9 protein-coding genes are annotated in these 15093 nt (G+C 53.5%); 4 read left to right on the forward strand and 5 right to left on the reverse strand.

Going from position 1 to position 15093, the window contains the following annotated elements; genetic code table 11:
- The first annotated feature begins 24 nt into the window (after positions 1–24).
- A complete protein-coding gene (locus tag Q4606_RS08050) occupies positions 25–1479 on the forward strand; it encodes a YdiU family protein (protein ID WP_303607204.1) in 1455 nt (484 codons plus the stop codon).
- Between the two features lie 75 nt (positions 1480–1554).
- On the opposite strand, the gene Q4606_RS08055 is transcribed toward Q4606_RS08050, so the two are convergent.
- On the reverse strand, positions 1555–3069 hold the full coding sequence (locus tag Q4606_RS08055; protein ID WP_303607205.1) for a fumarate hydratase: 1515 nt from the start codon (positions 3067–3069) through the stop codon (positions 1555–1557).
- A gap of 173 nt (positions 3070–3242) precedes the next feature.
- Between Q4606_RS08055 and Q4606_RS08060 the strand changes: the two genes are divergently transcribed.
- Both Q4606_RS08060 and Q4606_RS08065 read left to right on the forward strand, forming a co-directional pair.
- Positions 3243–4016 (forward strand): enoyl-CoA hydratase, encoded by a 774-nt coding sequence (locus tag Q4606_RS08060; protein WP_303607206.1) that lies wholly within the window; start codon positions 3243–3245, stop codon positions 4014–4016.
- 370 nt (positions 4017–4386) lie between these two features.
- Positions 4387–7242: an MECDP-synthase gene (locus Q4606_RS08065; protein ID WP_303607207.1), complete on the forward strand. Its 2856-nt coding sequence runs from the start codon at positions 4387–4389 to the stop codon at positions 7240–7242.
- Positions 7243–7580: 338 nt separating this feature from the next.
- Here Q4606_RS08065 and Q4606_RS08070 read toward each other — a convergent pair whose 3' ends face one another.
- On the reverse strand, positions 7581–10265 hold the full coding sequence (locus tag Q4606_RS08070; RefSeq protein ID WP_303607208.1) for a penicillin acylase family protein: 2685 nt from the start codon (positions 10263–10265) through the stop codon (positions 7581–7583).
- A gap of 123 nt (positions 10266–10388) precedes the next feature.
- Positions 10389–11495 (reverse strand): CaiB/BaiF CoA-transferase family protein, encoded by a 1107-nt coding sequence (locus tag Q4606_RS08075; protein ID WP_303607209.1) that lies wholly within the window; start codon positions 11493–11495, stop codon positions 10389–10391.
- A gap of 188 nt (positions 11496–11683) precedes the next feature.
- Here Q4606_RS08075 and Q4606_RS08080 point away from each other — a divergent pair, with 188 nt between their 5' ends.
- A complete protein-coding gene (locus Q4606_RS08080) occupies positions 11684–12709 on the forward strand; it encodes an AraC family transcriptional regulator (RefSeq protein WP_303607210.1) in 1026 nt (341 codons plus the stop codon).
- On the opposite strand, the gene Q4606_RS08085 is transcribed toward Q4606_RS08080, so the two are convergent.
- Both Q4606_RS08085 and rmuC read right to left on the reverse strand, forming a co-directional pair.
- Positions 12706–13584: a hypothetical protein gene (locus tag Q4606_RS08085; protein ID WP_303593680.1), complete on the reverse strand. Its 879-nt coding sequence runs from the start codon at positions 13582–13584 to the stop codon at positions 12706–12708. The genes Q4606_RS08080 and Q4606_RS08085 overlap by 4 nt on opposite strands.
- Positions 13585–13589: 5 nt before the next feature.
- Entirely contained in the window at positions 13590–14975 is a 1386-nt protein-coding gene (gene rmuC / locus Q4606_RS08090; protein ID WP_303607211.1) for a DNA recombination protein RmuC, read from the reverse strand.
- Between the last annotated feature and the right edge of the window lie 118 nt (positions 14976–15093).

The raw sequence follows: 15093 nt of genomic DNA on the forward strand, positions 1-15093 counted from the left end.
TACCATATGGGAGTATAGGCTTTTATGAGTAGCAACGATTTTCGTGTAGAACACCGCTACCTGGAGCTCCCGGACAGCTTCTACACCCGAGTGCAGCCCACTCCACTTAAAGATGCAAGAATGGCCTGCTTCAACCACAAGCTAGCTCAGGAAATGGGTTTTCATGTCACCAATGAAGCCGACTGGGCCGGAATCGGCGGGGGCACGGAACTGCTGGAGGGCATGGACCCGGTGGCCATGAAATACACCGGCCACCAGTTTGGCATGTATAACCCCGAACTGGGTGATGGCCGAGGCCTGCTTTTATGGGAGACGGTAGGCCCCGATGGCCGCCGCTGGGACTGGCACCTGAAAGGCGCCGGCACGACCCCCTACTCCCGCTTCGGGGATGGCCGGGCGGTTTTACGCTCCACCATTCGCGAGTACCTGTGCAGCGAAGCCATGAATGGCCTGGGCATTCCAACCACCCGTGCTTTGTTTATGGTCAGTGCCCGGGATCCGGTTCGCCGTGAATCCATTGAAACCGCCGCAGCCCTGGTGCGCGTAGCTCAGAGCCATATCCGCTTCGGCCATTTCGAGTTTGCTACCCACCACGAAGGGCCGGAAGCGCTCAAAACCTTGCTTGAACATGTGATCGCTTTCCATTTTCCGCATCTGATCAAGCTGGCCGAAGAAGAGCGCTACGCCCGCTGGTTTGAAGAAGTGGTAGAGCGAACGGCTCGCCTGATTGCAGATTGGCAGGCGGTAGGTTTCTGCCATGGTGTTATGAACAGCGACAACATGTCCATTATTGGCGATACCTTCGATTATGGGCCTTTCGCCTTCCTGGACGACTTCGATGCGGGTTACATCTGCAACCATACTGATCACGGCGGCCGCTACGCTTACAACCGCCAGCCTCAAGTTGGCTTTGCGAATTGTCAGTACCTTGCCAACGCTCTACTGCCCGTTATGGATGAAGACACCATACGCAGCGGTTTGCAGCGCTATGAGAATGCTTATAACGAGCGTTTTTTACAGAACATGCGAGACAAACTGGGGTTGGCGCAGGAAGACGAAGCCGACCTTGGCCTGATCATGGATACCTTCAGCATGATGCAGGAGCAACACACCGACTACACGGCCTTCTTCCGCGCGCTTTCAAATCTTTACGCCCAGGGTCATTCACCCGTTCGTGACCTGTTTGTAGATCGCGAAGTCGCTGATGAATGGCTGGTGCGTTATGAGCAGCGGCTGGAAAAAGAAACCCGAGCCCATGATGAACGTGAATACGAAATGCGCAGGGTAAACCCCAAGTACGTCTTGCGGAATTATTTGGCACAGCAAGTGATTCTGGAGGCACAGAACGGCGATTACGAACCCATGAAAGAACTGATCAAGGTTCTGGAAAACCCCTTTGATGAACAACCAGCCCATGAGAAATACGCTGCATTGCCACCGGACTGGGGCAAACACCTGAACATCAGCTGTTCAAGCTAATAATGCAGAAGCAGAAGGGAAAACGGAGGGACAGATTTAAAAATCTGTCCCTCCGCCTTTAAAACGTGACTAACTTCAGACGGCCTTGGCAGCAATGATCTTGTCGTGCCACTCGGCAGGGCCAGTCTGATGCACGGACGAACCGCGGGAGTCCACCGCGACCGTTACCGGCATATCTTTTACATCAAACTCATAAATGGCTTCCATACCGAGTTCCGGGAAAGCGACGACTTCGGCATGTTTGATAGCCTTGGAGACCAAATAAGCTGAACCGCCGACCGCCATCAGGTATACAGCGCCAAATTCCTTGATGGCATCAATGGCTACCTGACCACGCTCCGCCTTACCAATCATGCCAGTGAGGCCGGTTTTTTCCAGCATGGTATGAGTAAACTTGTCCATGCGAGTTGCGGTAGTGGGGCCTGCGGGACCAACGACTTCTTCACGCACCGGATCAACCGGGCCAACGTAATAGATAAAGCGGCCTTTAAGATCCACTGGCAGCTCTTCGCCGTTGTTGATCATGTCGACCATTTTCTTGTGGGCGGCATCGCGACCCGTCAGCATCTTCCCTGTCAGTAGAACCGTTTCACCAGGCTGCCACTCCTTCACGTCTTCCGGCGTAACCGTATCCAGGTTTACCCGGCGGGTACCCTCACCCACTTCCCAGGTGATTTCCGGCCAGTCTTCCAGGCTCGGCGGCGTTTGCAAAGACGGGCCAGTGCCGTCCAGCGTGAAATGCGCGTGACGGGTAGCGGCACAATTCGGAATGATCGCCACGGGTTTATTGGCTGCGTGAGTTGGGTAATCCATTACTTTTACATCCAGAACCGTTGTGAGACCACCCAGGCCCTGAGCACCAATACCCAGATCATTCACCTTGTCGAACAGTTCAAGGCGCAACTCCTCGGCACGGTTGGACGCACCACGTGCCTGCAGGTCGTGGATATCAATCGGGTCCAGAAGCGACTCCTTGGCCATTTCCATCGCCTTCTCGGCCGTCCCGCCGATACCAATACCCAGCATACCTGGCGGACACCAGCCAGCGCCCATCTGTGGGACCATTTTTAACACCCAATCCACCACGGAATCGGACGGATTCAGCATGGCGAACTTGGACTTGGCCTCGGAACCGCCGCCCTTGGCTGCCACGTGGATTTCAACCGTGTCGCCCGGCACCATCTTGTAGTGGATGATTGCGGGTGTGTTGTCGCCAGTGTTCTGTCGCTTGCCATCCGGGTCCGCCAGAATCGATGCACGCAGCACGTTATCTGGGTTCTTATAAGCTCGGCGCACACCTTCGTTGATTACGTCATCCAGTGGCATTTCGCAATCCCACTGCACGTTCATACCAATGTTCACGAACACAGTCACAATGCCGGTGTCCTGACACAGAGGCCGATGGCCCTCGGCGCACATGCGCGAATTAATCAGGATTTGCGCCATGGCATCTTTGGCCGCCTGCGACTCTTCCTTCTGATAGGCCTCGTAAACAGCGTCGATAAAATCTTTTGGATGATAGTAGGAAATGAACTGCAGCGCGTCCGCTACGCTTTCAATCAAGTCATCCTGGCGGATTACGGTGGTCATAGGCGCCTCATCAGGTTGGTCTGGTTATGGTTGTATCGTCAAAAAACAGGAGCCACAGTTTACCAGAAATTCGCGAGCACGAGGACTCGACAGAAGGCGAAGCTTTTCTTAACAAACACTGTTAAAAAGGTATCATCCTAATCAAATCATAAAAAAACACTTCTGGAGAGATCGTGACTGACTTTGTTCTTACCGAAACCAACAACCAGGTTCTGACCGTTCGCATCAACCGCCCGGAACGCAAAAACGCCCTCACCCATGCCATGTACACCGCGCTGGGCGATGCGCTTGAAAAGGCCGACTCCGATGCTGATATTCGCTGCGTACTGTTTACTGGCAGCGAAGAATGCTTTACCGCAGGCAACGACCTGAGTGATTTCGCCAGCGGCTTGACCGGAGCCTTTACAGAAACACCTGTAGGCCGATTCCTGTTGCTCCTGGCGAAAGCCAGAAAACCGGTTGTTGCTGCGGTAAACGGTCCAGCCGTGGGCATTGGCACCACCATGCTACTGCACTGCGACATGGTATTTTCCGGCACCAATACCCGCTTCCAGATGCCCTTTGCCAGCCTGGGGCTATGCCCCGAAGGCGGCTCCAGCCTTCTGTTACCCACCTGGATTGGCCGGGTTAGAGCGGCCGAGCTTTTGATGCTAGGGGACACATTCAGTTCAGAAGACGCCTATCGCCTTGGGCTGATCAACCGCGTATGCGATCCAGCAGATACAGAGCAAACAGCCATTCAGGTATGCCAGCGACTCGCCAGCCAGCCACCAGCGGCAATCCGCGCGACCAAAAAGCTGCTGAGCAGCCCGACTCACGACGAACTTGCCGCAACCATGCTGGCCGAAGGAGAGTTGTTTTCCGAGCGCCTTAAATCCCCCGAAGCAGCCGAAGCTTTCGGCGCCTTCATGCAAAAGCGCAAGCCAGATTTTTCAAGCTTTAAATGACTGCATCAACCTCCGGCACAACCGTTCCGGTAGGCAATTGATACGAATTGTAAAAATCGTGACGTATCGCCAGTTACGACTCGACAAATAACGGCCGGACAACTATTTTTCATAGTGACCATTCTTCGTGTTTTCGGGGTAGAGAGAACTGTGCGAGAAGCTTCCAAAACAGCAAGAATCACACTTTCGGCTGATCAACACTGGCTATAGCAGCGTTATAGTCATAAATACGGAAATTGGCTTGAAGCGCTGGCTACAATTTCAGACAACCGTTTAAGCAAAACAGGCCTCTGACATCGGGCTTACCGGATCAGACCGGCCCCGTTAGTTGCCTAACATAACGATACAACAACAGGAAAAGGTTCCACCCATGTTCAAGAAAACTCTAATAAGTCTTGCCGTGGCGTCTTCCCTTGGGCTAACAGGCTGCCTCAGTGGCGGTGATGAGGGGGCGAATGCTAATCCGGATTATTTGATTGATGATACAACCATCGACAAATCAATTGTTCGTCCGGTTTACAATCCGAATCCAATTGCGGCAGAGCCGGCGTTCCCAATTAATGCCGACCTGATCCTGTTGCTGGGCGCGACTCAGAGTGCCAACTATGACTTCACCGGCCTTTCCACTGGTACTTCACCAGCAGATGACGCGGTAAACGAGCTTTCCGGTTTCTCGGCCTCCGGTGCATTTACTCTGAAGTTCGATGGATCACTCAACCCGTTATCCGTTCAGGCCGGGGCTTCTGTTTTCCTGTTACCGCTTAACGTTAACGATCAAGTTGAGGGTGTTCCTGGAGCGCTCCCGAACACCAATCCGTCAAATATCGACGGAGAAAATCCGTTTGACCTCGCATCAATCCCCAACTTCCGTGCAGACGTAGTCAGCATCGATGGTGGTAGCGATAACGCTATCCGGGTGGTTCCGCTCGAACCTCTCGCCGAGGGCCAAAAATACCTGGTGGTGGCTACAAACAGTATCGTTGGCGCTGACGGCCAGCCCATTGAAAGATCCGTTGAAGACGTCAATCTGGCAGATGGTGTTTTGGGCAATTCGGCCCTCGCCAACGTTAAATCGATTCTCCAGGCTTCAGATGACTTGGCAAACGGTTTCCTAGCCCAAGCGGTTCCGCAGGACACTCCCGAATCCGCACTGGCATATACCTTTACGACCAACTCCGATACGGACGTGCTGCGCGCAATGATGGCGCCTGCCGCGTTTGGAACGGCTCTTGGTGAGAAAATCGGTTTTACAGCACAGCTGAAAGCCGTAAGAGACAACTACCCTGAGCTGAACTTTTCTGAACTGACGACAAAGCTCGGTGAAATCGCTGAACTAGCGGCAAAACTCGGCGCAGGCCAGCTTGATCCGGCAACGTTGACCGCTCAGGAACTTGCATCCATCACTGCACTGGCGACGATAACACCCCTCACCGAGCCGGCTGACTTGCAAGCGGCCATCGGCGCAGAAATTGGCGATACACTACACCTACCGGTCCCGCGCCCATCTTTCTTCTACGAGGCCGAGCAGGCAGCTGACCTTGCTACTATTCAAGGTCTTGCAGCTCTGGATCCAACCAATGCAATCGCCCAGGCTGCGCAACAGGTCGAGGTCTCTCAAGGTGCAATCACCCTGCCTTATTTTCAGTCACTCCCGGGTGAAACCGGCGCTGGCATCGTTGCCGGGAGCTGGAGCGGCAGCACAAGCTTAGAGGCTGACCTTAATGAGAATCTGGCTCCTGGTCAGACTATCTTCTCCTTCTTGCGGGACATCGACGGCACCTTGAACGTGAATGGTTACTTCCCATTCCCGCAAAAGAACGCTGACACGACGGTGCCTGTGGTTGTTTTCAACCCATCATCCACTTCCCGCCCTGCAGCTTGTGTTGACGGCGCCAAGCCAAATGGCGTAACAATCTTTCAGCACGGGATTACTGTAGATCGTAGCGTTTCCATGCTGCCAGCAATCCTGTTGGCCCAGAGTGCATGTCAAACTGTCGTGGCGATCGACCAGCCCCTTCATGGCTTGGCAGGAGAAAGCACGGGGACAGTTGCCGGCCTGGCAGAGCTTGATGAAGCAACGCTGACCACAACCGTTCAGGCAACCATCCAAGGCCTCGAATTACAGAACAACCCTGCCTTGGCACCTGTGATTGCCCAGCTCAATGCGCTGATTTCTGCTGACTACATCGGTGAAAGACACTTTGGCTTCACCGCCAATGCGTCACTACAGCCCGTGGCGGCAGATCTGGCTTCGTTATCATCCGGCAGTCTGTTTATCAACCCGCTGAACATGATGAACAGCCGTGACAACCTGCGTCAGGGTGTCGTTGATCTGTTGAACGTTGCAGCGTCGATCCAGACCTTCGACATTAATAAAGATTTCATGCCGGGAGACCTTGCGGGAGTTCCTGTGAACTTTATTGGCCATTCATTGGGCGGTATTTCAGGCACTGTATTTTCCGCTCTGGCAAATGATCCAACGCTGAACGGAACCCTGAACGGAATATACGCGCAAGCCGGGGCTCCGCTGAGTAGCTTTGAGTTCCCAACCCTTGACTCGGTCGTTCTGCACAACACCAGTGGCCAGGTCACTCGTTTGATTGAGAACTCACCGGCCTTCTCCGGTAGAGTGCTGCCTGGGCTAGCGAATGCCGGCGTGCTCCAGGAAACGGCTGACTTTGAGAGTTTCTTCTATGTCTTCCAGTCCATCGTTGATGCCGGCGATCCTGTGAACTTTGCAAAGTCGCTGGGCGGATCCACAAGCAACCTGTTGGTAACAGAAGTTGTGGGCGACACCACGGTTCCCAATGAGGCCAACGTAAATCCTCTAAGCCCGGCATTCTCTGCCCCGCTGACCGGAACCGAGCCTCTGATGGCGTTGCTGGAGCTTGGCGCTGGCGGCACAAACCTTGCTGACGGCAATGATCTGAACTTATTGCAAGCCGGAGACACCTCAAGCCCCAATACTCCCGTTGCAGTCTTCTTCGATGGCAGCAATCCGTGCTCAACCGCAAACCATGGCACCTTCGTTGTGCCGCAAGCGCCCAACAGTGCCTGCCCTGGTGGTTTTGCTGTAACCACCGATGCATTCACTGTCATGGTTACTCAAACAGCTAGCGCATTAAGCGGCCTTGCGGTACCAGCAACACCGAGCGGCATTGATGCATTGGGAACCAGCCCAACGCTGGCCAATGCACTTGATCAGGACGAGCAGCTTGTTCCTTAAGCACTAACTTCTGATAATCAAGCCCCGGCGTCGCCGGGGCTTTTTTTTGGGTATCCGATCGTGGCGATAAATAAACATTCAGCACCTGGCGAACTCCCCATATAATTCAGGGATCTTGCAACAAGGTAGAAGCTCACATATCTGAGAGACGGTTTTATGAGACCTCCTGGCGTTCCTCCAATAGCCAGTCAAGACGAAGGGAAAGGGGTAGCGCCTAATTTTGGGTCAGGACCATCGGGGGTGCCGACGCGCCCTTCCTGGAAGTAAACCGCATGACTAAGACCCACAAAAAAACGCCGCACCCGTTAGAGTGCGGCGTTTTCATTCTGCTCCAACCTTTAGTCTGTAGAGATCACTGTTTCGCCCTGCGGCAACAGATTCGTCTGAATATCTTCTTCCGTGAAAAACAGCTGGCGGTAGTCCTTATCGGAATACTGCTCGCTCTGATCGCTAAAGTACGGTGACATTGAGTCTGTAGATTGCGAATAACTCACAAGTCCGTAGGCTTCCGGACCATTATCGGTAAACTCCAAGCCGAAATGCCAGCTCGTGCCTCTGGCCATCAGCCAGCCATCAATACCATCAGTGCCGTCCGACAGCCCGGCCGTATTGTCGATAGTTGATGGTGCAATACGCGGGAAGCGGGTGTCTTCCAGGAACGGATCGGTCACTACTCCGATTGCATTGAAGGCGCCATCAATGTTGCCATCGCCGCCATGCCATGGAATGGGCTGGGTAAGGAATGAAGGTGTACCACCTGAACCAGGGACCACACCGCCTGAGGCACGATAGTATTGGAGGTCACTCAAAGCATCGGTCGGTGCAATGCCCTGGGACTGAAGAGCTGCAACACCATCAGCAAGCGCGAGCAGCATTGTGTCGTTAACCGTGCCCGCATTCTCCTGCGATGGCTCAGCAGGTGTACCCACGGGGTCAGCAGGGCTGAAAGGTGTTGTCAGGTCGGTATCCACATCGTCCAGGTAATTCGCCATGAACACCCGGAATACATGGGCACCCATGCTATCCAGATTATAGAGTCCATCCCAGTTGCTCAAGGACTGACACCAGGAAGAAAGATCCACTCCATTGACCGCTGTGCTACCAATGTCATCGCAACGCTGGAGAAGCTCCGGCAGGAATTGCTCTGCATACCAGGCCCGGTTGTTCCAGATCACTCCGATCAACTCTTCCGCGCTGAATTTTCCGTCCTGCCCGGCTGGGAGTGGCGCACCGGGGAAACCCGGGTCCATCAGATTCTGAAGCATCTTGATACCCAACCGGGTTCGCGCATTGATCGGCGCTCTTTCATCCCCGAAAAGAGGCGAGAAGCCGGTCAGGAACTCATCAGGATTCGTGGACCAGTGGCTGCTGTTCGAGTTCTGAACCCAGTCTGAGCGCAATAGTTTGGGTTTCTGGTCGTATGTAGTCAGCGAACCACAGGCCGTTTCAACCCAATCCTCCTGCGAGAGCCGGCCGTCGAGCAAGGTTACACCCTGATCAAAGAGGCCTGCGTAGGCTGCACTCCCGGCCCTTCTGAAATTGATAAGCGCTATGGCCTTCTCGGAGAGGTTCGGTACCGAGCTGCTGTCGATGTAGAACGCGTTGCCCTGATCATCCGCATAGGTTGTGTTTGTCCACAGAGTAGAGCCGCAGCTCTGGAAGACACTTTGGAACTCCTCAAGATTGCTCGCCAGGCTCATTCCCAACCAGGTATCCAGAAGACCCCCGGTGTTTGCATTAGCATCTCGATAGGTGTGAGCGACCATTGAGGACGTGTTCAAGGCTCCATTACTACCCCATGCAGGAAGTTGATCGCTCACAGCGTTGGCAGCGATCATTGGTCCGTACTCGGAGAAGTAAAAATTCCTCTCAAGAACCAGAGGTTCTGGCATACCGTCCATTTTGACTTCGATCTGGTATGTCTCGGTGGTGATTGGCTTTTCAACACCATCCTTTACATAAGTCAGGTTATCCCCATCCTTCAACACCAATTCATACCAGGTAAAACGACGACTGGTCGTTACCGTGTGAGACCAGGCAAGATTCTCATTGAAGTTGATCAGCGGAATAGCCGTTCCAAGCAGGCCGGCTCCGTGAACATTCAGATAACCCGGCACGGTCATCTGAACCTCATAGAGCCGCCGGTGCCCTGTATAGGGAAAGTGTGGGTTTGCTAGAAGAGCACCACGCCCCTGCTCAGTCAGGGTACTACCAATACCCCACGCATTGCTGGCGAGCCCCATATCTGCAAAATTCGTCTGTGAGTTCGCGCCAGCTTCCGCGGTCGCTACCACGCTCTTGAGGAGTTTGTTAACTGCCTCGACGTTGGTAACTGAGCTTACTGGCGAAGGCGCCGGACTTTCCCCTGGAGGAACCGCCAGAAAAACGGCGCCGGTTGCAAACAGAGCACCACTGGCGTATTGACCAACAATACGATAGTGCGCCATGAGGTCCACCGGTGTTATCGGTTTGACCCACTCCTGATCAGCGCATTCTGCAGGGAATTGAGAGGTATCGGTTTCATTGATATAGCGGTTATACCCTTCCGTAAAGCCTTCAATAAGTGCACGGCTCTCCGCACTCAGAGTCGGGAACTCCGCCTCAGCTCCGGAATAGATTTTTTGGGCCTTGTAACTGAAGTCGTTGATAATATTGAGACCAACGCTTGCTCCGGGGGCGAACTGGACATCAGGCCCCGGCCCAAAATATTTGGCACGCTCGCTTCTTGCCTTAACAATCGCTTCCGCCAACAGACAAACGTTATCCTGCGCCTGAGCATAGCCATGCCCGAACGCCGCAGACTTCAGGTTGTCCGCTTTAATATGGGGCACCCCCCCTTCCGTTCTCCGTATCGTCGCCTCAAGCTTCCCATCGGCCGGGAACAGGTTGGTATCGAGTTCAGACTGAGACGACCCTGATGATGAGCTATCGCCATCAAAACAGCCGGTAAGCATCGTGCTACCCAATAGCACTAGCGCTACGCCGCGCGCTGTTCGCGCGGCCCGTTTATTCCAGGTTTTCATAGTGTCACCCTTGTAATTATTGACTACGGGATTCGCCGTTACCGGCGACACTATTAACCTAGCAGAAGGAGAATAAAACTGAATCTATATTCAGGATATTTCTCGCAAAATCATACTTTTTAGCTACTTCCCTAGCAGTGGCTGTCCAATCAATGTTGTAGCTGCCGGCGTTTTCTCAAACTTGATCGGAAACCCAATCTGCCTTTGTAGGGTTCCATCACCCCGGTCAACACCAATCACCATATCCCGCGCTTTCAGCTGCGGGTGCTCGGCAGCCTCATCAATCGTCAATACCGGCTCCACGCAGGCATCCACATCAGAAAAAACAGACTGCCACTGCTCCAGTTTTTTCTGCTGTATCTTTTCACTGAGCGCAGCTTTGAATTTTGCCTGGTCTTCCGGCTTCTGGCTCAGCGCCAGGCTTTTCATTTCTGCCAGCTCAAGAATGTCGCACAGCCTCGCGGAGAACTGGGGTTCCAGGCTTCCCACAGAAAGCCAGCGGCTATCCTGGGTCTGGTAGTAGTCGTAAAAGGATCCACCGTTGAGCAAGCTGGACTCGGGTTTCTGTCTCTGACCACCCGCCAAACACGCTGCGCCGGCCATGCCATTAAGTGCAAAGGCTGCGTCGGTCATGCTGATATCAACAAACTGCCCTTCTCCTGTTTGTTGGCGATGAATAACGGCTGCGAGTATTCCCATTACCGCATGGTGAGAGCCACCTGCTACGTCAGCAATCTGGATGCCCATAGGTGGAGGACCGCTTTTTTCGCGGCCACAATGACTGCTCACGCCCGAAAGGGAGAGATAGTTGATGTCATGGCCGGCGCGGTCTTTGTATGGCCCCGTCTGGCCATAGCCTGTAATCGCACAATAGATAAGCCTGGGGTTGATCGCTTTCAGGGTTTCATAACCAATTCCAAGTCGATCCATCACGCCGGGGCGGAACTGTTCGATCACAATGTCATAATCCTTCACCAGCTCCAGAACCTTTTCCTTGCTGCCTTCTTTTTTGAGGTTAAGCCCAAGAGATTGCTTCCCTCTATTCAGAAACCCATGGGCGGTGCTTACGCCTGCATCATGAGGTGGCATTACACGGGTAAGGTCTACCCGGTCTGGCGCCTCAACTCTCAGCACTTCTGCTCCCATGTCTGCCAGTAGCATGGTGGCATAAGGCCCGGGTAACAGAGTGCTGAAGTCCAAAATCTTCATCGAGTTCAAAGGACCTGCCATGGTGTTCTCCTTATTATGTGGTGTGCTGTTCTGACTATTTTTGGGAAGGGTTCCATGCTGCACGGTTTTACCATTGAGGCCAACTGCCGGTTACGCCATTACAATTAGCCGATTCTTACAGCCACTTCGGTTGCATTGTAGGTAGGGGGTTTTATGATAGGTTTCGTTTTCAGGAATCGGCGGGTTAGATGTCTGATCTGACAGTTTCACGGCACTTCGTGCTGGCCGCTATGGCCGGTGCTGAACACTTGGGGTTTGATACCGGTGAAATGCTCCGGGAAGCAGGTATTTCCCCGGATCTTCTGCGTATCGAGATGGCGAGGGTTAGCAGCGATCAATTCAGTTCGTTGTTGCAGATTGCCTGGAATCGCATGAATGATGAATTCATGGGCATGGGCCCAAGGCGGGCGCAGGGCGGCACCTTTGCCACTATGTGTGCTCTGGTGATTGACTGCCCTACGCTGGAAGCTGTTTATCGCAAGGCGTACCAGTTTTCCCGGCTGTTTGACCCTATGGTTGCCATGAAACTGGAAACCGACAAGCAGAAGGTGCGGCTTGTTACTCGTATGGAAGGCGAGATCCACGACCCTCATTACTTTCTGCGAGAGAGCATACTGGTTATCTGGCACCGATTGGGAAGCTGGCTTATCGGCCAGCCGGTGGAGCTGGAGAAAGCCGAATTCGACTACTCACGGCCAGCCCACGGCGATGAGTATCGCCATATTTTTCATTGTCCTCTGGAGTTCGAATCCGATTGCACCGCCCTGACGTTCGATAAACGCTTTCTGACGGCACCGGTTATTCGGGACAAGCCGGAAATGCTTCAGTTTCTGAAAACGTCACCAGCCGATCTTCTCTCCCGCCCAGACGAGAGCAATACGTTCACTGGACGAATCAGGGGGCTGATAGGCCGGGATTTTTCAAAACCGCTACCGGACTTTAAATGGATTGCGACTGAGCTGCACACTAGTCCGCAAACACTGCGCAGGCGTCTGAAACAGGAAAACACGTCGTTCCAAGAGATCAAAGATTTATTGCGCAGAGATATGGCAATTTACTATCTGAGCCGGCAGGAACTCTCAATAAACGATATCGCAGAGAAAGTCGGGTTTACAGAACCCTCGACCTTTCACCGTGCCTTCAAGAAGTGGACAGGCGTTACCCCGGGCGCCTATCGCGAAGGCGAACGGGGCAATCTGAAAATTGAACGCTAGGAGCCCGAGGGGGCCTGGAGATTCCTTATCAGTCTACCCAGCGTCTGCGCTATCTCTTCCGCCTGGCTTCGGTTTGGAGAAAGCTGAAACAAGCGAGAGCCGTCTCGTGGATCATATACCCAACAGGTCGCCACTGCTTGCTCGCAGCCCCACTCCACTTGCGGGTTCACTCCAAAAACTGGGATCCGCCCGGTTTTCCGTGTAACACCACCTGAGCTGCTGCGCCGGAGTTCCTGAATGGAGATGGCGTCCTCGCTGCTGCTCAAGCGATATTCAACATCCGCAGGCCTATCGAGTCGCACTACCGCCTGATCCTGTCGCCAACCGGCAACACTCAGCAAACTGTTAAGGTGCAGAACAAGCGCTTCGCGATCTGAATCTGCCAGATACAATTTACGCAAAGAAGCAGCTTGCTCGTCGCCGGCAGGTTCAATTACCGCGACCTGGGCATCCTCCCCAACCTGGGTTACCAGAGCTTTCTCCTTTCTTGCACGCTCAATTCCAGTGATCAGTTTCAGAGCACTCTGGTAATGACTACCCTCAACGCCGGCGCTGGTCACGTAGGTTTCAAGTGCCGCCTGAGCTTCATTGAGATGAGAAGACTGCAGCATCACTCTGCCACGGTAATAGTGGTAATCGGCCGGCTTTTCCGCCTCCAGAAGCTGCATACGGTTCAAGTATTCACTAGCCTCGCCCCAATTTTCGGCGGCCACCGATTCTTCGATCGCCAGCATCAAACGGCGGGCTTCATGCTCTGGTGCAAGTGCAGCAGCCTGCCCTGCCACAAGCGCAGAGCTGATAACCACAACCCTGGCCAGCTGCCGGCCTTTAATTCTCAAGGCCGATAAACGGCTATTCCCGAATTCTACTGCCATGGTACTTACTCCTGCTCGTTATCTGCACCAATTGCCTGTTCATCCGCATCCACCTCTGCCTGATCCGTAATGGCTTTTGGCAGCTCCTTCTTTACTCGCACGCCAAGCTCAACAAACCGGTTAGCCTGGGAAATCAGATTGCCCCGCCCTCTGGTTAGCGTGCTCATGGCTGAGTCATACGTAACCTGCGCAGTGTGGAGTTGTCCGCCAAGGCGCTCCATGGCTTCCACAAACACCCTGAGTTTGTCATAAACTGCGCCCGCGCGCTCGGCTATCAAACGGGCATTCTGGCTCTGGCGCTCGTATCGCCATATATTTTCAACCGTGCGCAGTGTCGCCAGGAGTGTTGTTGGTGTTACTACAATAATCTTTCGTTCAAAGGCTTCTGCGAAAAGGTTCTCGTCCTGCTGAAAAGCCGCCACAAATGCCGGCTCTATGGGCATAAACAGGAACACGAAATCAGGCGAATGAAGACCTTCGAGCTGGCTGTAATCTTTTTCACTGAGTGTTCGGATATGGGTGCGAACCGCCTCCACATGGCTTTTCAAAGCCTCTTGCCGGTCTGTGTCCTCTTCCTCAACCACCCACTTCTGATAAGCCAACAAGGAGACTTTGGAATCGATAACCAGGTTTCGGTTATCTGGAAGATGAATTACCACATCGGGCCTTAACAGCTGGTTTTCACTGTCTCTGTAGCTGCCCTGGGTGTGATATTCAATACCCTTGCGTAGCCCGGATTTTTCCAACACTCGTTCAAGGATCAGCTCACCCCAGTTGCCCTGAATTTTTTTATCGCCTTTCAGAGCCCGGGTCAGACTAGCGGCCTCTTCAGTAATTTGCCGGTTAAGTTCCTGAAGAGATTTTATCTCGCTGCGAAGGGCCTGCCGGTCCCGGGTTTCGGAGGTATATACGTCTTCCACCCGCTTGCGAAAATCCTGCAGTTGATCCCGGAAGGGGTTGAGCAAGCTATCCAGGCTTGTGCGGGTCTGCTGGGTGAAGCGTTCACTTTTCTGTTCGAAAATCCGGTTTGCGAGGTTTTCAAATTCCTGCTTCAAGGCGTCGCGGTTATGCTCCAACAATGTGAGCTTCTCAGAAGCAGAGCGCCGTTCTTCCTTAAGAGTCACCTGCTGCTCTCTCAGCACGGCACGTGCTTCCCCCAACTCCCTCGCAAGCTCATCGATCTTCACTTGCTGGTTTTGGCGTTCGTCCGTCAGTTCTTCAATCCGCCGGCTTTGGGCTGCCAAATCGGCTTGCAGGCCCGCAGCCCGATTCTCTGCCCTGGCCTTTGCCAGGACTACGGCAACAATTATCGCAGTTGCCAAAAGTAGAGTCACAAATGCCGCCACCGATCCCGGCTGGGAGTTTATATATTCACTGATGGCTTCAGGCACAAACAAGGCTCCTCTGGGTTTTCGTATTTTTTCGGATTAACGTGAACTTACGCACGCATTACATTCTATCGGAACACACCTGGCTTTTCTTTGATGCTCTTCGGCGATCGCGCATATG

This window comes from Marinobacter sp. 1_MG-2023 (assembly GCF_030549045.1).
GTDB lineage: Bacteria > Pseudomonadota > Gammaproteobacteria > Pseudomonadales > Oleiphilaceae > Marinobacter.

Excerpts from the sequence above, each read along its gene's own strand:
- Q4606_RS08075 (WP_303607209.1), bottom strand. The coding sequence starts at position 11,495 with ATGGCAGGTCCTTTGAACTCGATGAAGATTTTGGACTTCAGCACTCTG.
- Q4606_RS08080 (WP_303607210.1), top strand. The coding sequence starts at position 11,684 with ATGTCTGATCTGACAGTTTCACGGCACTTCGTGCTGGCCGCTATGGCC.
- Q4606_RS08050 (WP_303607204.1), top strand. The coding sequence starts at position 25 with ATGAGTAGCAACGATTTTCGTGTAGAACACCGCTACCTGGAGCTCCCG.
- Q4606_RS08065 (WP_303607207.1), top strand. The coding sequence starts at position 4,387 with ATGTTCAAGAAAACTCTAATAAGTCTTGCCGTGGCGTCTTCCCTTGGG.
- Q4606_RS08055 (WP_303607205.1), bottom strand. The coding sequence starts at position 3,069 with ATGACCACCGTAATCCGCCAGGATGACTTGATTGAAAGCGTAGCGGAC.
- Q4606_RS08070 (WP_303607208.1), bottom strand. The coding sequence starts at position 10,265 with ATGAAAACCTGGAATAAACGGGCCGCGCGAACAGCGCGCGGCGTAGCG.
- Q4606_RS08085 (WP_303593680.1), bottom strand. The coding sequence starts at position 13,584 with ATGGCAGTAGAATTCGGGAATAGCCGTTTATCGGCCTTGAGAATTAAA.